General features: G+C 45.0%; 17 protein-coding genes. 8 read left to right on the top strand and 9 right to left on the bottom strand.

The window, feature by feature from the left end:
- Nucleotides 1-21: 21 nt before the first annotated feature.
- Nucleotides 22-1,527 carry a carbon starvation CstA family protein gene (locus tag B143_RS0103450; protein WP_018122217.1) on the bottom strand — a complete coding sequence of 502 codons (1,506 nt, stop codon included), beginning with the start codon at nucleotides 1,525-1,527 and terminating at the stop codon, nucleotides 22-24.
- A 177-nt stretch (nucleotides 1,528-1,704) separates the two neighbouring features.
- Here B143_RS0103450 and B143_RS0103445 point away from each other — a divergent pair, with 177 nt between their 5' ends.
- The 3 genes from B143_RS0103445 (at nucleotide 1,705) to smc (ending at nucleotide 6,948) form a co-directional block, all read left to right on the top strand.
- Nucleotides 1,705-3,006, top strand: coding sequence for an L-cysteine desulfidase family protein (locus B143_RS0103445; RefSeq protein WP_018122216.1), 1,302 nt, complete (start codon nucleotides 1,705-1,707; stop codon nucleotides 3,004-3,006).
- Between the two features lie 37 nt (nucleotides 3,007-3,043).
- A complete protein-coding gene (locus B143_RS0103440; protein WP_008314507.1) occupies nucleotides 3,044-3,382 on the top strand; it encodes a DUF4870 family protein in 339 nt (112 codons plus the stop codon).
- A 197-nt stretch (nucleotides 3,383-3,579) separates the two neighbouring features.
- The gene (smc, locus tag B143_RS0103435; protein ID WP_018122215.1) at nucleotides 3,580-6,948 is read left to right on the top strand and encodes a chromosome segregation protein SMC; all 3,369 of its coding nucleotides are present in this window, start codon (nucleotides 3,580-3,582) and stop codon (nucleotides 6,946-6,948) included.
- A gap of 1 nt (nucleotide 6,949) precedes the next feature.
- Here the strand turns inward: smc and B143_RS0103430 are convergent, their stop codons facing one another.
- Nucleotides 6,950-7,381 carry a DNA polymerase III subunit chi gene (locus B143_RS0103430; RefSeq protein ID WP_018122214.1) on the bottom strand — a complete coding sequence of 144 codons (432 nt, stop codon included), beginning with the start codon at nucleotides 7,379-7,381 and terminating at the stop codon, nucleotides 6,950-6,952.
- A gap of 112 nt (nucleotides 7,382-7,493) precedes the next feature.
- Here B143_RS0103430 and tgt point away from each other — a divergent pair, with 112 nt between their 5' ends.
- The 3 genes from tgt to lptG are packed head-to-tail and all read left to right on the top strand — an operon-like array spanning nucleotide 7,494 to nucleotide 10,730.
- Nucleotides 7,494-8,606, top strand: a complete 1,113-nt coding sequence (gene tgt / locus B143_RS0103425) for a tRNA guanosine(34) transglycosylase Tgt (RefSeq protein ID WP_018122213.1) — start codon at nucleotides 7,494-7,496, stop codon at nucleotides 8,604-8,606.
- A complete protein-coding gene (lptF, locus tag B143_RS0103420) occupies nucleotides 8,607-9,674 on the top strand; it encodes an LPS export ABC transporter permease LptF (RefSeq protein WP_008314511.1) in 1,068 nt (355 codons plus the stop codon).
- The gene (gene lptG, locus B143_RS0103415) at nucleotides 9,675-10,730 is read left to right on the top strand and encodes an LPS export ABC transporter permease LptG (RefSeq protein ID WP_018122212.1); all 1,056 of its coding nucleotides are present in this window, start codon (nucleotides 9,675-9,677) and stop codon (nucleotides 10,728-10,730) included.
- A 56-nt stretch (nucleotides 10,731-10,786) separates the two neighbouring features.
- Here lptG and B143_RS0103410 read toward each other — a convergent pair whose 3' ends face one another.
- On the bottom strand, nucleotides 10,787-12,499 hold the full coding sequence (locus B143_RS0103410) for a coiled-coil domain-containing protein (RefSeq protein WP_018122211.1): 1,713 nt from the start codon (nucleotides 12,497-12,499) through the stop codon (nucleotides 10,787-10,789).
- 171 nt (nucleotides 12,500-12,670) lie between these two features.
- Here B143_RS0103410 and B143_RS0103405 point away from each other — a divergent pair, with 171 nt between their 5' ends.
- Nucleotides 12,671-14,119 carry an aminoacyl-histidine dipeptidase gene (locus tag B143_RS0103405; protein WP_018122210.1) on the top strand — a complete coding sequence of 483 codons (1,449 nt, stop codon included), beginning with the start codon at nucleotides 12,671-12,673 and terminating at the stop codon, nucleotides 14,117-14,119.
- 39 nt (nucleotides 14,120-14,158) lie between these two features.
- Here B143_RS0103405 and B143_RS0103400 read toward each other — a convergent pair whose 3' ends face one another.
- Genes B143_RS0103400 through B143_RS0103375 form a run of 6 tightly spaced genes read right to left on the bottom strand, consistent with a single transcriptional unit; the run spans nucleotide 14,159 to nucleotide 18,792 of the window.
- Nucleotides 14,159-15,526: a GTPase/DUF3482 domain-containing protein gene (locus tag B143_RS0103400; protein WP_018122209.1), complete on the bottom strand. Its 1,368-nt coding sequence runs from the start codon at nucleotides 15,524-15,526 to the stop codon at nucleotides 14,159-14,161.
- Nucleotides 15,513-16,577, bottom strand: coding sequence for a DUF2868 domain-containing protein (locus B143_RS0103395; protein ID WP_038195786.1), 1,065 nt, complete (start codon nucleotides 16,575-16,577; stop codon nucleotides 15,513-15,515). Before B143_RS0103395 ends, B143_RS0103400 begins: the two co-directional genes overlap by 14 nt.
- Complete coding sequence (locus B143_RS0103390; RefSeq protein ID WP_018122207.1) at nucleotides 16,574-17,020, bottom strand: NfeD family protein; 447 nt, start codon at nucleotides 17,018-17,020, stop codon at nucleotides 16,574-16,576. Before B143_RS0103390 ends, B143_RS0103395 begins: the two co-directional genes overlap by 4 nt.
- An 8-nt stretch (nucleotides 17,021-17,028) precedes the next feature.
- Nucleotides 17,029-17,949: an SPFH domain-containing protein gene (locus tag B143_RS0103385; RefSeq protein WP_008314518.1), complete on the bottom strand. Its 921-nt coding sequence runs from the start codon at nucleotides 17,947-17,949 to the stop codon at nucleotides 17,029-17,031.
- A gap of 26 nt (nucleotides 17,950-17,975) precedes the next feature.
- Nucleotides 17,976-18,311: an iron-sulfur cluster insertion protein ErpA gene (gene erpA / locus B143_RS0103380; RefSeq protein ID WP_008314519.1), complete on the bottom strand. Its 336-nt coding sequence runs from the start codon at nucleotides 18,309-18,311 to the stop codon at nucleotides 17,976-17,978.
- Nucleotides 18,312-18,357: 46 nt separating this feature from the next.
- Nucleotides 18,358-18,792 carry an NUDIX hydrolase gene (locus tag B143_RS0103375; protein WP_018122206.1) on the bottom strand — a complete coding sequence of 145 codons (435 nt, stop codon included), beginning with the start codon at nucleotides 18,790-18,792 and terminating at the stop codon, nucleotides 18,358-18,360.
- Between the two features lie 142 nt (nucleotides 18,793-18,934).
- On the opposite strand from B143_RS0103375, the gene B143_RS0103370 reads away from it, so the two are divergent.
- Entirely contained in the window at nucleotides 18,935-19,654 is a 720-nt protein-coding gene (locus B143_RS0103370; RefSeq protein WP_018122205.1) for an SDR family NAD(P)-dependent oxidoreductase, read from the top strand.
- Nucleotides 19,655-19,657 lie beyond the last annotated feature (3 nt).

Below are 19,657 nucleotides of genomic sequence, written 5' to 3'. Positions count from 1 at the left end.
CCGTTTCAAGGATGGGTGAATTTAGTTGCCTTTACAGCTAAAGACATAACCGCTTTCTTTCATGGTGCCATCCCAGCCGGTTAAATCCTCTTCAAGGTTTAAGCCCATGGGTTTTTGGCGTTTCGCTTGCCAGAAAAAGAGCGCCACCAACACCACAGAGATGACAGATGCCCCCATGATGGCGATTTGTGAAGGTAAGCCAAAGCCAATCGGTTGCTCAAGGATGTACGTTGTGGTTGCCATCAACATAAAGATGCCCGGTAATAATGGCACCCAGAAGTTACGATTGCCTAAGTAAAGGTACATTGCGCCCACAAAGAGTGCAATCACCGCTGTTGATTGGTTCGCCCATGAGAAATAACGCCATAAGATGTTAAAGTCTAATTGTAATAAAATGGCAGAGATGACAAACATCGGTAAAGCAATCCATAAACGTTTAGAAATGCTCTTTTGAGAGATTTTAAGGTAATCAGCGATGATCATGCGTGCACTTCTAAATGCAGTGTCGCCAGATGTGATCGGTAAAATGATGACGCCTAAAATGGCTAAAGTCCCGCCAATGCCGCCAAGCATGGTGATGGACACTTTACTCACCACTAAAGCAGGCCCGCCTTCTTTTAACACAGCTTGTAAACCTGCGCCAAAGGCAGCATTCGGCTCATAGAACATGGCCATAGCCGCCGCAGCCCAGATCATTGCAATGATGCCTTCTGCAATCATCATGCCGTAGAAAATTTTACGGCCATCTTTTTCATTTTGCGTGGTGCGTGAAATGATGGGGGATTGCGTGGCATGAAAGCCTGACAATGCGCCGCAAGAGATGGTTAAAAAGAGCAATGGGAAAATCGCTAAACCACCGGGATGCATGTTGTCTAATGTGATTTCTGGAATGTTTGCCGCTTGGCCTGTCACCACTAAACCAATGCCAATGCCGATGGCGCTGATCACAAGTAGAGCGCCAAAGAATGGATAAAAGCGGCCGATGATTTTATCAATCGGCAATAATGTTGCGAGCACGTAGTAGGCAAAAATGACGCTCACAATGATGGCTAAGCCCACTTTGCCGCCCATTAAGTCATACAATAATTGACCAGGTGCAGACACAAACACGGTGCCAACCAATACCAATAATAAGAGGGCAAATGCATTGACGATGTGGCGCATGGCTTTGCCTAAGAATTTTTCTGCCAATTCAGGTAAATGGGCGCCGCGGTTACGAATGGAGATCATGCCCGTTAAATAGTCATGCACGCCGCCTGCAAAAATGCAGCCCAGCACAATCCAAATGAAAGCCACCGGACCATATAATGCCCCTAAAATGGGTCCAAAAATGGGACCAACGCCGGCGATGTTCAATAACTGAATGAGTGAATTTTTTGTGGTGTTCATCGGAACGTAATCCACGCCATCGCTGCTTGTGTAAGCAGGCGTGGGGCGATCTTTGGTTCCGAAGATCTTCTCGACATATTTGCCATACGTCAAATAGCCGATGATTAATAGAATGATGCTGCCAATGAATGTATACATATCCTCCCTCCATATTTAGTATATTTTTATGCACACCTCATCAATTTATAGCCTGAATTTCTGCCTTTGTATAGCCTTTGATTAAAAAATTGTAGGGAAAGTGTAGTGATAGAAAGTGGCTGAAAAATATGCGCAAAAATGGCATACTATTCCCTTAAGTGAAAGGAGGTACAGACGATGAATCACAAGACCTGGCAACAATACATCAAAGCGTTACACAGTGAAGTCAAACCTGCGTTAGGCTGCACTGAGCCGATCTCTCTGGCCTTCGCTGCGGCAAAAGCCCGCGCACTGCTTGGTGATCAAGAAGAGATCATTAAGATTGAGACATCCGTCTCCCCGAACCTTTTAAAAAATGGCATGGGCGTCACTGTGCCCGGGACAGGCATGAAAGGGCTTGCCATTGCCGCCGCTGCAGGTGCCGTTTGTGGGGACAGTGAAGCAGGTTTAGAGGTGCTTAAAAACATCAATCGATCCTGTGTTGAAGCGGCAAAAGCGCTCCTTGATGCGGATAAAGTCAGCGTTCAAATGGCATTGACGAAAAAGGTGCTCTACAGCGAGGCGATTGTACGTACAGCGCATCACAGTGCGCGCGTTTGCATTGCCGATGGGCACACTAACATTGTGCGCCTTGAAAAAGATGGTCAAGTGCTCTTTGAAGCGCCGGATACCGGTGATCAAGGTCCGAAAAAGGCATTTGATTTTTCAGAGGCTTCCATTGCAGATATTTATGATTTTGTCATGCAGGTGCCCATTGAAGAGATCGCCTTTATGTTTGAGGCAGAAACCATGAATGCGGCGCTTTCTGAAGAAGGATTGACGCATGATTATGGTTTGCACATTGGTAAAACCATGATGAATCAGTTAGATAAAGGATTCATCTCCAAAGATCTCATGACGGACATCATGATTCGCACAAGTGCAGGTTCTGATGCACGCATGGGCGGCGCAACATTGCCGGCGATGAGTAATTCAGGCTCAGGCAATCAAGGGATTTCTGCCACGATGCCAGTTGTGGTGGTGGCGGATTTTGTCAATGCCTCAAAAGAGGATCGCATCCGTGCGCAAACCTTGTCTCATTTGGTGGCGATTTACATTCATAATACCTTTCCATCGCTGTCTGCCTTATGCGCGACTTCCACTGCCTCGATGGGTGCTGCCGCTGGCATGGCGTGGCTGCTTGGGGATCACAAATTAGAGGTGATCAACGATGCCATTTGCAGCATGATTGGTGATGTCTCTGGCATCATTTGTGATGGGGCGGCAAATAGTTGTGCGATGAAGGTGTCATCCACTGCCAACGCTGCGTTTAAAGCGGTGATGATGGCGCTTGACAATGTGCGTGTGACAGGGCAAGAAGGCATCGTTTCCCCAACGGTGGAGGAGAGCATTCAAAACCTTGGGCACTTGGTGTGTGATGGCATGAAACAGACGGATGAACAGATTATTAGAATCATGATCAACAAAGCAAAGTGTTAATCTTTCCCTTCATTAATCATAAAATAAGGAGCAAACCATGAACATAACAGATGCTAAAAAAATGTCATTGGTAGTGTATGTGCTGTTTTTGATCAGTATTGTGATGCCACCTGTGGCGGTGATCGCCATTATCCTTGCCTTTGTTAAGCGCAATGAGATGCGCGGCACGATTTATTACAATCACATGCTCTATTTGATTCGCACGAGCCTTGCAAGCTTTGTGTTGTGGATCGCGGGGCTCATTCTCACGCTGATTTTTGTGGGGTATTTGGTGCTCTTTTGTGTCTCGATCTGGTTTGCATTTCGTGTGATTTATGGCTTTGTGCAATTTAACCACAATGAGAACATTGATCCTTATAAATGGTTTTTAGCATAAATACATTCTTTCTTTTCAATGAACCTGAAACCTTGGGGTTTCAGGTTTTTTTATTGTCCCTTTCCATTCAATCACATCTTGCATTCATCTTTCTAAGACTAGATAATGTCCGCCTTTAATCATAAACATCGGGCATTTTTGTTGTGTATCTAAGTAAAGTTAAACTCTCTGGTTTTAAATCGTTTGTAGATCATACGGTGTTTGATTTAACACACCGCTTAAATGGCATTGTGGGCCCGAATGGTTGTGGGAAGTCAAACATCATTGATGCCATTCGCTGGGTGATGGGGGAATCTTCTGCCAAGCAGTTGCGCGGCGAAGCGATGACGGATGTGATTTTCAGTGGTGCTACAAGTCGTAAAGCCTCAAGTTTTGCAAGCATTGAGTTGGTGTTTGACAATACTGATGGGCGAATTGGCGGGCAATGGGCAGCCTTTGGCGAGATCAGCATTAAGCGTATTTTAGAGCGCACCGGTCAAAGTACGTATTACTTAAATGGTGCAAAATGCCGCCGTAAAGACATCACCGATATTTTCTTAGGCACAGGTTTAGGTGCGCGCTCGTATGCCATCATTGAGCAAGGGATGATTTCGCGCATTGTGGAATCAAAACCCGATGAATTGCGTTTGGTGTTTGAAGAAGCCGCCGGCGTTTCAAAATATAAAGAACAAAAACGCGAAACGGAAATCCGCATTGAACACACGCGCCAAAATTTATTGCGCTTATTAGATGTGCGCGAAGAGCTCAGCACGCAGCTCACCCATTTGGAAAAGCAAGCGAAAAAAGCTGAAACTTACCAAGTGTTAAAACGTGAAGAGCGCTTATTGCAATACATTGCCTTAAAACAACAAAAAGCAGAGATCAGTGCAGAACAAGCGGATTTAACGGCGCGTTTAGAGGCATTAGAGGCAGAATTTCATCAAGCGGTGAGTTTTTACAATGAACTCATCCTTAAACACAATGCCAATAAAGCAGCATTGATGGAAAAGAGCGGTGCGTTATCTGTGGCTACAGAAACATTCCATGCTGAGCAGCGTGAGATTTTAACGCTTGAGCATAAAATTGAGGCCATTAAAACATCACAAGCGCGCACTCATGAAGATCAAGCGGCATTGAATGCATCACTATTACAAGTCGACGCTGAGATCACAGAATTACAGATCGCTCTTGAAACCTTAACTGCAACAGAAGGCGAAGAGAGTGATGCATTGATGGTGATGACCGATTCACTCTTTGAACTCACTGAGCATTTAGAATCCCTCAATACAACATTTGATGCATTCTTGCAGACTGCGAAAATCCTCAATGAAGAGGTGCGCCAATTAGAGCGTGAGGCGGATGTTGCCAAAAATAGCATCACCCATTTTGAAACCCAACAGATCCATGGCGAAGCGCGCATTGCTAAATTGCAGTTAGAGTTATCTGCATTAGAAGCGGAAGATGGCCACAGTGATCAGCTGATTGAGTTGCAAGCAGCGATGGAAGAAAAAGCCTTGTCTGTAGAGACCTTGCAGCAATCCTTGTCAGATGCAGAGGCACAAGGACAAACCGTGAGTGAAGCGCGCCGCGATGTGGAAGCGCGCATTCATCAAAGCGTGCGCACGCAATCGGAATATGAAGGTCGCCTCAGTGCGCTCACATTACTGCAAAATGCGGTATTGGCACAAAAAGAGGGGCAAGCGCCTCTGTTTGAATCCTTAACCATTGCCCCTGAATGGCAAAAAGCGGCGGAAGTGGTTTTGGCCCGCTATTTAACTTTATCCACACTTGAAAATCCGGAAGGTTATGCGCTTGCAGCCACAGAGTGTACGTTTACAGAACAGCATTTAGGGCATTACATTCAAAGTGATAAACAGTTAGGTGCTTTGTTGTCCCATGTGTATGTGGCGCGCAATGAGTTGGATTTAGCGCTACTGAAAGCAGATTTAAAGATGCATGAATGGATCGTGATGCCCAATGGCGATCTTTATGGCGTGGATTGGTTCATTGCACACATCGATGGGGCAATTGATGGTGTGTTAGAGCGCGCCGAAGAGATGAATGAGCTTGAGCGTCGCTTACAGGATTTAAATCAATTGATCATGCAGTTAGAATCAGACAAGCAAGCATTGATTGAGCAAGAGAGTGCCGTAAACAGCCATGTTAAAGAGATCAGCAGTGCATTAGAAAGCGCAAAAGCAGAGCAAGCGGCGATTGAAAAATCGTGGGCACTGTTGAATAAAGAGCGCATGCATGTTGCGGAGAATCAAGCGCGCATTACCTCTGAGTTGGCCGCACTGAAAGAAGCCCATGAAGCCGGGCAGCTTGAAATTGAAGAAAACCGCATCACGCTTGAAAGCTTATTGATGACGTTAGAGGAAACACAGTTTAAAAAAGCAGCAAATGATGCTGAGTTGTCCAGCTATGAAGCAGAGCAAAAAGCCAAACAAGCCGAAGCGCAAAACATGCAGCAAGCGGTCAATGACGCCACAAGGCAATTGGACAACACGCGTTTTCAGTTAAAAGAGACAGAGAAAAACTTAGCGCGCTTAGTGAAAACACAGAGCGAATTGCAACAAAAATTGCAGGAAAAAGCCGAGTGCGAAGTCGACAGTGATGAGCTGATTTTGCTTGAAGAATCTTTGTTGATTCATTCAGAAAATTTAATCACCGTGGACACTGAAAAAACTGAACTTGTGGCGGAAGTTGCGGCGCTACAAACAGCGATTGAGCAAGAAGAAACGCTCAAAGCTGCGCAAGAGAAGCACATCGAAAGCCAAAAAGAGGTGATTCAATCCTTAATGGTGCGTGAGGCGGAGTTTAAAGCCCATCAAGCGCATATTGAGAAAGATTGGCAAGATTTATTAGAAACCGTGAGCATTGATGAGCAAAATGCCATGACCGATGAGATTGCGGCGCTTGAAGATGCGGATGTTGCACCGTTGCTCAAATCCGTACAACAAAAATTGAGCCGCCTTGGTGCAGTGAACCTTGTGGCGATCGAAGAGTGTCAGCAACTTGCCCAGCGTAAGCAGTATTTAGATGAGCAGGATCAAGATCTGAATGCCGCATTGTCAGAGTTAGAGATCGCGATCCATAAAATTGATCAAGAGACGCGTGAGCGCTTTATGAGCACCTTTAATGCCGTCAATCAGGATTTCTCTAAACTCTTCCCGCGTTTATTTGGTGGTGGTGAAGCCTATTTAGAGCTCAAAGGTGAGGATGCATTATCAAGCGGCGTGAACATCATTGCGCGCCCACCGGGGAAAAAGCCTGGCACCATTCATTTATTGTCTGGCGGTGAAAAGGCATTGACGGCGGCGGCTTTAGTGTTTGCCATCTTTAACTTAAATCCTGCGCCATTTTGTATTTTAGATGAAGTGGATGCGCCCCTTGATGAGGCGAATGTGCGCCGTTTAGGGGCTTTGCTGAAAGAGATGAGTGATCGCGTGCAATTTATTTTCATCACGCACAATAAAACCACGATGTCTGTGGCAGAATCACTCATTGGTGTGACAATGAGTGAACCTGGCGTGTCGCGTTTGGTTTCTGTAGATTTGGCAGAAGCAGAAAAGATGGCGGAGTGATTTATAACTTAATGGTGGTGGGTTCAATGCCTTGGCTGCGATAGAAGCGAAAGCGCTCGCGGCCTTTGGCTAAACATTCAGGCGTTTGGTACATCACTTCAATGATGCGTTGGTATTGTGCAAAATTGTCTGGCACTTGATCTGCCACTTGTATGAGCAGATCTTTACGCACATAAGCCGGCTCAAAGTTTGCTAAAATCACAGGATCGCTCTCGTCAATCTCATCATCGCTTGACACCCAAACATGGGGCACAAAGCGTTCGCTGTCAAATGACCAAAGATGATCATCCACAGGCTTTAAAATCTCTGCATCTTGGCTGTAAATGAGCACTTGATGCTCAGCCTCAAAGGCTTTGACGGCCAATTTTGTGATCACTTTGACATAATCTTTGAACTGATCGCTACTTAAAATATAGAAGGAAACATTCGGCATAAGGGTTAAAGTCCGCAAAAATAAAAGCATTGTATGAAGTTTTTCTGAAAAAATCAGGATTAAAGGTTAAAATTCACCGTTTATATTTCCCGTATTAGAGAACACTGACTTCATGGAATTTTCATTATTGTCTACCGACGGCGGCGCCCGTCGTGGTCGATTAACATTCGAACGTGGCGTGATTGAAACGCCAATCTTTATGCCTGTGGGCACCATCGCAACTGTTAAAGGTTTGACGCCAAATAACTTATTAGATGCCAATGCGCAAATCATCTTAGGCAACACCTTCCATTTATGGTTGCGCCCGGGGTTAGATGTGATCAATGCCCACGGCGATTTGCATGATTTTATGCGTTGGGATAAACCCATTTTGACCGATTCTGGCGGCTTTCAGGTCTTTTCATTGGCAGAACTTCGTAAAATCACAGAAGAAGGCGTGACGTTCCGCTCACCGTTTGATGGTAAAAAATGTTTCCTAGATCCTGAAACATCGATGGAAATTCAGCGCCGCTTAGGCTCTGACATCGTGATGGCATTTGATGAATGTACGCCATATCCTGCAGATTATGAAACAGCGCGTAAATCCATGGAAATGTCAATGCGTTGGGCGAAACGCTCAAAAGATGCCTTTGAAGGCAATCCGAATGCGTTGTTTGGCATCATTCAAGGCGGCATGCATGAAGATTTACGCACCCGTTCATTAGAAGCATTGTTAGAGATTGACTTCCATGGTTATGCTGTTGGCGGTTTAGCCGTTGGCGAACCGATGGATGAGCGTCATCGTATTTTAGAGCACTTAACGCCACAAATGCGCGATGATAAACCCCGTTATTTAATGGGCGTTGGTAAACCTGAAGATTTGATCGAAGGCGTTGAGCGCGGCATTGACATGTTTGACTGCGTCATGCCAACGCGTAATGCACGCAATGGTCATCTCTTTACCCGTTATGGCGATGTGCGCATTCGTAACCAAAAATATCAATTTGACACCAATCCTGTGGACCCAAGCTGTACGTGTTACACCTGTCAGAACTTCTCCCGCAGTTATTTGCGTCATTTAGACAAAACCAAAGAATTATTGGGCGCGCATTTAAACAGCATCCATAACATTCATTACTATTTGCAATTGATGCAAGAGATTCGTGACAGCATTGAAGCGGGTAAATTCCAAGAATTTAAACGCCAATTCTACTCTGATCGTCAAACCATCGGTAAGGAAGCTTAAATGAAAATTCTCCGCCATTACATTTCAAGGGAAATTCTCTTGACGTTGAGTGCCACGTTGATTGTGTTGCTCGCCATTTTGTTGGTGCAGCGTTTAGCGCTGATGCTCAATGAGGTGATGAATGGCGGAATCTCTGCAAATGTGATCTTCTCCATGATCGGCATTCAGATTCTGCGCTTTGTGGCGGAGCTGGTGCCCTTGAGCTTTTTATTGGCATCGATTGTGGCGTTTGGGCGCTTGTATAAAGATTCCGAGATGACGGCGATGTTTGCCCTTGGCATGCCGCTGACGAATCTATATCGCGTGTTGTTTCAATTGGCAGTGCCTTTTAGCATCATTTTGTTGCTCCTCAATTTCTGGGTGATTCCGTACTTTTCACAAAAGCACTTTGCCATTCAGCAGCAAGCTAGGGAAGAGGCACAATTAACCGTGGTGAAGGCTGGGACGTTTAGAGAGCTTTCGCGTGGTAAAAACATTGTGTATGTGCGTGAGATCTCAGAAAATCAGCAAGAGATTAAAGATGTTTTCATCAAAACTTTAGAAGGTGAGGGTGCTTATACCATTACATTGGCAAAAACAGGGCATCAAATTGTGGATCGTGAAACCGGTGTACGCTTTTTGGTGTTAGAAAACGGTAAGCGCTACAGCTTTTTGAAAAATGGCGGCATTGATGTGCTCGATTATCAAGAAATCACCTTGCGTTTAGACAGCTCAACGCAGCCCGTTTTTCCAAAATTGGCCACCTATTCCACGCGCGAGATTGTGGACAATCTCAATCGCACGGATTTTAACTCAGAATTCAATCGCCGCTTTGCCTCTGCCATCAGCGTTTTGATTTTAGCCATCATGATTCCTGCGCTCGCGCACTCTAATCCGCGCCAAGGGCGATTTGGTAAATTATTGTCCGCCATTTTCATCTATGTGGTCTATTTTAATTTGCTTAATGTGGCTCAAAACTGGGTGCGTAAAGGCGTGACGCCAAGCTGGCTTGGCATGTGGTGGGTGCATGGTGTGATGTTGATTGTGGCACTTGTGATTGCGTATCGATACAGTAAAAGGTTGGCATAAATGATTAAAGTGGATCGTTATATTCTCTGGACGACTTTAATGACGGTGATCGGCAGCCTTGTACTGTTGTCCATCATTGAGACGTTTTTCACCTTTCTAAATGAGTTGTCGGACGTGGGGCAAGCGGATTTTAGCTTGACCAATGTGTTGCTCTATTTGTTGTATGATTTACCGATGCGCGTCAATCGTATGATTCCGATGGGTTTATTACTTGGTGCTTTAATTGGTTTAGGGCAATTGGCCTCGACCAATGAACTCACCATTATGCGTGCGGCAGGCATGAGTAAGTTTCGCATTTTGTATGGCGCGATCATCACGGTTGTGTTGATGAGTGTATTGTCGCTCTTTTTGAGTGAAAAGGTGATTCCTGAAAGCTCAGTTGAAGCGGAGATTTATCAAAACAATCAAAGTGGTAAAGACGTTGTGCGCGATGGCTTTTGGGCGATCTCGAACCAAGAGATTTTAAATGTGGCAGCGCTGCATAATGATGAGCTCAAAAACATCACCATGTTTGACATTGACGGGCAAACCATCAAAAACGTGGTGCATGCACCAAGCGCGACACTTAATCGTAAAGATTGGATCATGAATGATGTCACCACAACCACGATTGAACAATCGCGCATTGTGCGCACTGTCGAGCAGGCTGTGACGTTTCCGAACCTGATTGATCAGCGCATTTTAGAGGCATTGTCCGCAAAGCCTGAGAATTTATCCATCCGCAACTTAAATCGCTTCATTCGCTATTTAGATGGCAATGGGCTCGACAGCTCTGAGTATCGCTTAGCTTTTTGGACGAAGGTCTTTAGCCCGCTTATGAACTTTGTGATGCTGATTGTGGTGGCACCTTTGGTGTTCTCTCAAAATCGCCAAGGCGGTTTAGGTGTGCGCATTTTCTTAGGCATTATGATTGGCTTAATCATCTATTTAGCCTCTAGAATTTTGAGTCACTCCATTTTAATTTTTGGCTATCCGCCCATTATAGGCGCGATTTTACCCATCGCCATTGCACTGCTCATTGCCTTTTTGCTCTTTAAGTTTGTGGCATCGAGGTAGATAGCAGTCATTAAAAAAGCCGAGTGTCCTCGGCTTTTTTGATGCATCGATATGACTTATTGAGCAGGTTTGCTCTCATCGATACTGAATGTACGAATGGTTTTGAGAGACCAATTGTGCTCTTGAGCTGTTTTCACGGCGCAGCGTTGTGCTAAACGGATGATCGAACCGCGATAATCCGTGGCAAATGATCCCATGCTAAAGGCAATTAAGAACACGGCATTGTTTTGCTCATCAATGCGGTTAAAGTCAATCGTTAAGGATTTGATGGCTTTGTGGGCATCTGGATTTTCCGCTTGAATGCGCGCGTTTAAAGCCTCTTGTAAGGTGGTGATCACGGCATCAATGTCACCATTAATGGCGGCATAATTTAAGCTCAATTCCGTTGAGATGTAATAACCGTAAGAAACATTGAGCACTTTATCCTTAATGAAATCTTTAGAAGGATAGATGATCTCTGTGCCGCTTGAGGTTAGGTAAACATATTCAGGCGTTTGGCGCATCACTTTGTATTGTGTGCCATTTAAATAGATCACATCACCAACGACGGTGGGAAACCAGGTTTCATCCATTTTCACAGGGCGGGAGATCATGTTGTTGAGATGATCAATCGTCAAGCGCACGGTACCATTTTCTAATAATGGATTGGTTAAATAAACGGTGTAAAGGTTGATGCGGCTGATCTTCCAAGGGAGATCATTATAAATCACGCGTTCGCCTTCACGGGCTTGCCCAATGTTTAAGAAAATGCGCGTTTTGGTGAAGTATTTAGGAATGGAATTGCGCGAAGTGACTAAGAAGGCGAGGATGATTAAAATCGCGATCCCAAAGAGCACCATGTCACCTGATGAGTAAAGGATCATCAAGGTCACCAAGACCGCCACCAATGTGGTGATGATTTGATACAAAAGAATGAACACGCGCCATTGGATGGAGATGTTATTTTTCTCGCGTTTTTCAATGAAGACCAAAAAGCGGTTAAAGAGGTACATTAAGCCTGACAATGTGGCAATGGTGATGAGCAGCAATAAACCGCGCCCTGTCATAAAGGACCAAGCGCCTTTATATAAGCGAGTGGTAAAGCCTTCTTTGGTGGTCAACTCATCGAGTTTAATCACCACAAGTTTGCGTTCACGTTCCAACTCTTTGTGTAGGTTTTGCCAACCGGCTTCGATGTCTTTGAGATTTTTTTGTGCCGTCTCTGGCAACTCTGCTAAATTGATTTGGGCAAAGGTGGCCAAACCTTTATCTAACATGGATAATCGCTCATCGATCTCTTTTTGCTCTAAGCGCAATACATCGCGTTTGCGTGGGGCATCGGTGATTTTTTTCATCTCGGCAAAGACGGGTTGGGCAATCTGTACGAGCTCTTTTTGCCAATCATAATCATCCACCTGTTGGATGGCTTGTTTAGCAGGCGTATCAAAGCGCGAGGTGTCAATGCCACCGAGGGCGATTTTTTCAAACAAGGCGGTGTACTCTTTAAGCTGCGTATTTGTACGCGTTAAGCTTTCTTCAAGCTCTTGCTTGTGCGCATCATCACGTTCGGCTTTGATCTCTTTGGTGAGTGCCGTTTTCTTGTCCTGAAGCTCCTTCATGTCATTGACAATGGTGGCCAATTGATCCGTAATGCTGTCACTCGGTGCCGCTTGTGCATTTGGGGTGTTTTGTGTGGTTTCTGCCTCCACTGCATGCGAAGGCCATAGGATCATGCTCAGCGCGAGTAAAATCCATAATAGGTGATGCCGAAGTTTCATCGTTAAAGACATAAGCTTCTCCATAAAAGTGTGAATCAAATGTAAATCAATATTGAGTGTATCATTGTATCATTAATCGCAACTGATTGATTGAGTGATCCATTTAGGCTGCGCCTTGAGAAAGGTGACATTATTCATTATGATTGAGGCTCAATGTATACAATAGAGAGATAAAGGACTTCTATGTCAGACATTTTAAAATTATCGCCCGCATTGGTTTGGAAACATTTTTATGAGATGAACCAAATCCCGCGCCCATCTAAAAAAGAAGATCGCATTCAAGCACATTTTAAAGCACAAGCCGAACAACGTGGCTTAGAAGTTCTACAAGATGCCATTGGCAATTTAATCATCCGTAAACCCGCAACACCCGGTTATGAAAATGCACCACCTGTGATCATTCAAGGTCATACCGATATGGTGTGCCAAAAGAATGATGGCACAGAGCATGATTTTGACAATGATCCGATTGATATGTACATCGAGGGTGATTGGGTGCGCGCACGAGGCACAACGCTTGGGGCAGACAATGGCGTCGGCGTAGCCATGGGAATGGCAATTTTAGATGATCCTGAAGCTGAGCATGGTCCCCTTGAAATCTTCTTAACGGTGGATGAAGAGGCAGGCATGGGCGGCGTTCGTGCATTGCAGCCTAATTGGTTACAAGGCAAATACCTCATCAATCTAGACAGTGAAAAAATCGGTAAATGTGTGGTGGGTTGTGCTGGCGGTGTGGACATTACTTATAGTGCACCATTAGATTATGATGACGCCACATATGGCCACTTTATGAAAGTGACCTTAAAAGGTTTACGTGGCGGACATTCCGGTGCGGACATTCATAAAGGCCGTGAAAGCGCAAATAATCTCTTAGCAGAGTGTTTAAGTGCATTGTCCCACACCATGCCCATTCGCTTGGTCTCCTTTGTGGGCGGCACACTTCGCAATGCTTTGACGCGTGAAGCCACAGCGATTTTTGCGTATGATGAAACCCATACAGATCATCTTGTGCAGCATTTAACCGAGTGGCAAACCCACTTAACGCAGCGTTTACATGCCATTGATGAAGGTGTGATGTTATTGCATGAAAAAGCAGCGGCGGCGCCTTCTTTATCCTCACAAGATTCTCATCATGTATTGTCCTTTTTAACCTTGTTGCCACAAGGCGTATTAAAACGTTCAGCTGAACTGCCTGTGGTGGAAACAAGTTGTAACATTGGTACGGTTTCCATTGAGGAAAGAACAGGTTTAAATGTGGGCTTATTGGGGCGTTTTTTAACACCTGAAGGGGCAGAGCACCTTAAAATTAAAACCCGTAATTTGGGTGAATTGGCCGGTTACTTCTGGCAAGCGAAAAATGAGTATCCAGCTTGGACACCAAACTTAGATTCAAAACCATTGCATTTGGTGCAAAAAATCTACGAAGAAAAACATGGCCAACCCATTCGTGTAGAGGTGATTCATGCAGGCTTAGAAACCGGTTTAATTGGCCGTGTTTATCCTGAAATTGAGATGGTGAGCTTTGGCCCGACCATCACGGGTGCACATTCACCCGATGAACAAGTGTTCATTCCGGATGTGGCAGAAGTGTATGAATTGACCAAATCATTGTTAAAAGCCTTAAAAGATTAAGTGACTCTTTAGGCATTAAATGAAAAAGCTGATGAATCATCAGCTTTTTTTATTTGCCATAAAACAGTCTTGGATTTCTGTGACAATTTTTTTCAAGAGTTTATCTTTTTTAGCATCTTGCTTTTGATGCAATTCGCTGTAAGCGCGGACATATTCTGTGGCTTTCATAAAATCATGAATGCGTGCAGGCGTTGATTGCTGCATGTCGATCACAATTGGGTCAAGCTCGGCATGGGAGCGATCATTGAGGCGTTCGATGATGTATAAAAGATTCAGCATCAATTTAACGGCGGTGGGTTGATCAATGAAAAAGTATTCAATGTCTTGAAATTTGTCCCAAAGACGCTCCCCATAATTCCAAATGGAGTTGAACACGCCGCCCACCACAGCGCCCGTTGCCGAGGCAATGCCAAGGGTGGTAAAGCCGCTGATTAAATCAACGCTTGCCATGATGCCAGCGCCTGCCGCTGCCCCTTTAGTGAATTGAATGGAAAATTGCCCAAGCTCTTCAGCGGAGAGTAAATCTTGCGTGGTCGCGCTCGCTTCTGTGGTCAGCATGATGTGCTGAATGTCACTTCTGCTGAATTGATAGAGTTCTAAAAGCTGATCAATGAAGATGGATTCTAATACTTTCGTTTCTGTGGTGATGCGCTCATTGATCTCATCTAGATCAAGCTTTTGGGTGTTGGCTTTGATTTTAATGGTCATCAGGTCAAAATAGAATTCTGCCAATAGCATCAATGCGCGTGCTTTGCGGGATTGATCTAAGGTGTTTTGCACCTGAATGAAGGATTGAATGTTTTGATAACGATCCGGAAACATGATGGCAATTTGCTCATACAAGCGCTGCTTTTTCGGCAATAAAATCGTATCAAACTCTAAGTAATGATGCAGTCCATTGGCTTTGAGCTCATTTTTCCAATCCTCGATGTAGCGTGCATTTTGCGTAAAATTTAAAATCGGTAGCAAAGGAATGTGCGTTTTCAGGAGCAACATGATCTCATAGTGATAGCGCGGCAAAAAAGGTTGGCGCACATCAATCACATAAAATGCCATGTCACTTTTGAGCATCTGTTTGAGGACTTTAAATTCTTGGTCAAAATCTTGCTGATATTGCGGGTTGTCCATGAGTTGAAGGAGCGCGTCTTTCTCTTCAACGCGCGAAGCATTGAGGGATTTTTGTGGCATCAATTCCAAAATCCCCATGGCATCTTCAAGCCCCGGTGTGTCCACAAAATGGAAGGCAAAATCTGGCGTTTCGAGCGTAATTTTTGTCACATCAATGGTGGTGGCAGGGGCGTTTTTCACCTCCCCAAAGTGGCGCTGCTTTGTGAGCGCACGCACCAAAGAGGTTTTACCGGTATTGGTGTGTCCTACGATGGCAATCGTAATGTCATTTGATTTCATAATCAGCTGCCTCGCCGTCAACAATGATGGAGGATAAATGGTGTTGCCACATTTGTGTTTGATGGGGATCATCCGTCAAGACATGAATGGTGGCTTTTTCGGCTTGATTCATCAGGCGAATTAAACGGCGCAAAATCCCACGATCTGGCATTAAATTACCATCAATCATGATTTCAATCCACTGAGCGGGCTCAACTTTGCGTGCACTTTCAAATTGTTGAAAGGCTTCGATGTCATTTAAGCGCACCACGTTATCGGGCAAAGTTGTTTGCTCTGTGATGTCGAGTGCGACTCGATAATGACCATCACCAATAACAGGCGTTTTTGGGGCTCGGATCACCAAAGGTTTTTCTTTTGCGGCATCTTCAATCACTGCATCACTGACGGCAACAGTTGCGGATTTTCGATGGCGCAGTGCGCGAATCACATAATAGATGAACACAAAAAGGCGCGGCACAATGCCATACATCAAGATCATCACGATGATCCATTTTGCCCACATCGAGCGCGCTTCATCGGCAAGTTTTACACTTTGAAAGCTTGCCTGAATGATGGCATCATCAAACTCAATGAGCCCAAGTTTACTTGGCAACCAATTGAGATAATGGACAATGTGATCCGTGGTGCTTTGGCTCTCTGTAAAGGTATTGCCTAAGTAAAAATCAAAGTGCTGAAAGGTGAATTTAAAAAAGAGCACAAGCAACGTCGTGATCAAAATGGTGAGCCATGTTGCATTTGAGATGAGTTGAGCAATATAGCGCACCGGTAATGGCGTGCTGAGATTCGGTGCATGATCCTGCTTAAAGATGAGATTTTTCAGCTGTAAAAAGAGCTCTGCAAACAGCGAATGGGCTGTGATGAGTGAAAAAATTAAAAACAACGTGGAAGGCAGCAGCATCACCAAGACAAAGTAAAGGGGATGAATTGGGGAAGCAATGAGTGAGCTTGAGCCAAATAATGTGCTTAAAATGGTCAGCACGATCCACAGCACAAAGAGAATGCGCCAATGGCGCATTACGGTGTGTAAATGAGGTTCGAGGTGCGTTTTCATAAGTCGTCAGCAATCTGATAAGTCAAGGTATTGTTTTCAATGCCAGTAATGCGAATGCGAGCATTGGCAGGTGCAATTGGCCCACGGATCAACCAAACAGTATCGCCAATCGGGAGTTTGCCTTGTCCATCGCAATCACTTGGTAGGGTGAAAGTTTGACCAATCAATTCAGCGCCACGCACTTGATTAAGATGCGCCGTCACTGTGGTTTTAGATTCTGGCACATGTTTACGCATCAGATACAGCACTGCTAAGACAGAGAGCACAGAAATCACGGCAAATAAGATGAGTTCTGTGTTCATCGCCATCGGAATGATGAGGGTAATGATGCCCACAATCAAAGCGCTGACGCCAAACCACATCAGGAAAATGCCTGGCAAAATCATCTCTAAAATGATGAGCACAAGCCCCATGGTGAACCAATTGACTAAGATCGCTGCCACATTTACTCCTAAGGTTTGGTTTGTGTGGCAGATTTCACCAATTCTGCAATGCCGCCTAAAGAACCCACAATGCTGCTGGATTCCATCGGCATCATGATGATCTTACTATTGTCGCTGTCGGCAATTTTCCCAAAGGCTTCCACATATTTTTGTGCCACGAAATAATTGATGGCTTGTGTGTCACCTTCTTGAATGGCTTTAGAGACAATGGCTGTGGCACGCGCTTCGGCTTGTGCTAAGCGTTCACGGGCTTCCGCTTCCATGAAGGCAGCCATTTTTTTGGCTTCTGCATCTAAAATGACGCTTTGTTTTTCACCTTCTGCTTTGAGGATTTCCGCTTGGCGTAGGCCTTCGGCTTCTAAAATGGCGGCACGCTTTTCACGTTCTGCCTTCATTTGTCTTGCCATGGCATCCACTAAATCGCGCGGCGGGGCAATGTCTTTGATTTCGATGCGTGTCACCTTAACGCCCCAAGGCGCTGTGGCATGATCCACGACATCCAGTAAACGCGCGTTGATTTCATCGCGTTTAGAGAGCAATTCATCTAAATCCATCGAGCCCATCACTGTACGAATGTTCGTCATGATGAGGTTAATGATGGATAAGGTTAAGTTATTGACCTGATAAGCAGCTTGCGCAGCATCATTGATCTGAAAGAAGACGACGCCATCAACGCGCACCATAGCATTGTCGCGCGTGATGACCTCTTGAGAAGGGACATCCATGACTTGTTCCATCATATTGATGCGTTTACCGATGCGATCAAACACAGGCACAATTAAGTTGATGCCCGGGTGAAGCGTGTGAGAATAACGCCCAAAACGCTCAACGGTGGCTTGCTGACCTTGGGGAATGATTTTCACGCCAAGATACAACACCACAACCGCTGCGATGATGATCAGTAAAATTACGGTGGATAAACCGGTCATGAATGCTCCTTTATTATTGTTGTGAATTATGCACTGAATGAGTTTCCGCAGCCGCATGTTGTGGTGGCATTTGGATTACGAATCACAAATTGCTCGCCTTGTAGGTTTTGCACATAATCAATGTCCGCGCCCACTAAATATTGATAGCTCAATGGATCGATCAATAAAGTCACACCTTGATTGACCACTTCCATGTCACCTGCTTCCACTTCTTCAGCAAAGGTAAAACCGTACTGAAAACCAGAGCAACCGCCACCTTGAATGTAAACACGCAACATTAAGTTCGGGTTTGCTTCATCATCGATCAAAGATTTCACTTTGAGGGCTGCGGCATCTGTAAAATTAATTCCTGTATCTGACATAACGACCTCCTGTAAATTTCACCATTATATGAGAAATCGCCACTGATTACACCTGTTTCCCACGAATATGTTCTTGCCAGAGCGGTAAAATGCGTTCCACCACGAGCGGGGCAAAATTAAGGGTAGGATAATCAGTGGCATTGAGCCAAACCATCTCTTCAATTTCCGCTTGTGGCGTGATGGTGATGCCTTCAGGCAATACCACGCGAAAAAGATTGGACTCAATGCGATGATCCGGTTCATTGGCAGCTTTGGCATCATAAGTTTGTAGAAAGTGGGCATCATCGGGCGCAATGGTTAAATCAATCTCCTCTTGCAATTCGCGCATCAATGCTTCAAGGGGCGATTCTGTGCCATCAATTTTTCCGCCGGGGAGCATGAATTTTTCAGTATTGCGTTTACGCACGAGGAGCAAGCGATTCTTATGATCAATCACCATGGCAGCGGCGATGTAAAAATAGTTGGGTTTGCGATCAGTCATGATTTCAATTTCATTCAATAATGGATGGGAAAGGAGTGATCATGATGGGGATATTCATAGGGAACTGCAAGATGGAATGATGGTCAATCATTTGTCAGCGCCTTATAGATTGGCTATAGTCAATCTTTTGACGGAGATTATCATGAGTGAATTATACATTGTCACCGGCGCATCTAAAGGCATTGGCGATGCATTGGCCACACAATTAGAGCGAGAAGGGCACACAGTATTGCGTTTAGCACGCACCAATCCAAGGGCGTTACCCAATTTAATCACGGTGGATTTAACAGATTTAGCAGCGGGCGTTGAAGCGATGACGCAATGGTTATCCTCAAAGCTTGCGGATGCAGCGCGCGTCACCCTCATCAATAATGCCGGCACAGTCGAGCCCATTGGTGTGGTGGGTAAAATGGATGCCACACAAATCAGTCATGCCTTGTTGCTCAATGTTGGAGCAGTGATGGCTTTGACGAATGCTTTTGTGGCATTGACGGAATCATTCAGTGGTGAAAAATGTGTGATGAACGTCTCCTCTGGCGCTGCCCATAAGGCGTATGAAGGTTGGGCGGCTTATTGCGCCACAAAAGCTGCGGTGGATCATTTTACGCGCGTGCTGTTTACAGAGCAGCAAACTAAAGACAATCCTGTCAAAGTTGTGTCGATTGCCCCAGGCGTGATTGATACAGACATGCAAGCGGTGATCCGCAGCAGTACGCCTGAACTGTTTCCAAACCTCAAGCGCTTTATCGATTATAAAACAGACGCTAAATTAAGCACGCCCACAGAGACTGCAAAAGCTTTGATCACCCATCTGCGCTCAGAAAAAATGGGCGCTGTGGCAACTGCAGATGTGCGAGATTAAAAA

The sequence above is a fragment of the Wohlfahrtiimonas chitiniclastica DSM 18708 genome (assembly GCF_000375345.1).
GTDB classification, from domain to species: domain Bacteria; phylum Pseudomonadota; class Gammaproteobacteria; order Cardiobacteriales; family Wohlfahrtiimonadaceae; genus Wohlfahrtiimonas; species Wohlfahrtiimonas chitiniclastica.
Note: the sequence above shows the minus strand (reverse complement) of the source record. Positions and strands in the feature narration are given on the sequence as shown.

Coding starts and splice junctions, on each gene's coding strand:
- B143_RS0103450 (WP_018122217.1), bottom strand. CDS start 1,527: ATGTATACATTCATTGGCAGCATCATTCTATTAATCATCGGCTATTTG.
- B143_RS0103445 (WP_018122216.1), top strand. CDS start 1,705: ATGAATCACAAGACCTGGCAACAATACATCAAAGCGTTACACAGTGAA.
- B143_RS0103440 (WP_008314507.1), top strand. CDS start 3,044: ATGAACATAACAGATGCTAAAAAAATGTCATTGGTAGTGTATGTGCTG.
- B143_RS0103430 (WP_018122214.1), bottom strand. CDS start 7,381: ATGCCGAATGTTTCCTTCTATATTTTAAGTAGCGATCAGTTCAAAGAT.
- tgt (WP_018122213.1), top strand. CDS start 7,494: ATGGAATTTTCATTATTGTCTACCGACGGCGGCGCCCGTCGTGGTCGA.
- lptF (WP_008314511.1), top strand. CDS start 8,607: ATGAAAATTCTCCGCCATTACATTTCAAGGGAAATTCTCTTGACGTTG.
- lptG (WP_018122212.1), top strand. CDS start 9,675: ATGATTAAAGTGGATCGTTATATTCTCTGGACGACTTTAATGACGGTG.
- B143_RS0103410 (WP_018122211.1), bottom strand. CDS start 12,499: ATGTCTTTAACGATGAAACTTCGGCATCACCTATTATGGATTTTACTC.
- B143_RS0103405 (WP_018122210.1), top strand. CDS start 12,671: ATGTCAGACATTTTAAAATTATCGCCCGCATTGGTTTGGAAACATTTT.
- B143_RS0103400 (WP_018122209.1), bottom strand. CDS start 15,526: ATGAAATCAAATGACATTACGATTGCCATCGTAGGACACACCAATACC.
- B143_RS0103395 (WP_038195786.1), bottom strand. CDS start 16,577: ATGAAAACGCACCTCGAACCTCATTTACACACCGTAATGCGCCATTGG.
- B143_RS0103385 (WP_008314518.1), bottom strand. CDS start 17,949: ATGACCGGTTTATCCACCGTAATTTTACTGATCATCATCGCAGCGGTT.
- erpA (WP_008314519.1), bottom strand. CDS start 18,311: ATGTCAGATACAGGAATTAATTTTACAGATGCCGCAGCCCTCAAAGTG.
- B143_RS0103375 (WP_018122206.1), bottom strand. CDS start 18,792: ATGACTGATCGCAAACCCAACTATTTTTACATCGCCGCTGCCATGGTG.
- B143_RS0103370 (WP_018122205.1), top strand. CDS start 18,935: ATGAGTGAATTATACATTGTCACCGGCGCATCTAAAGGCATTGGCGAT.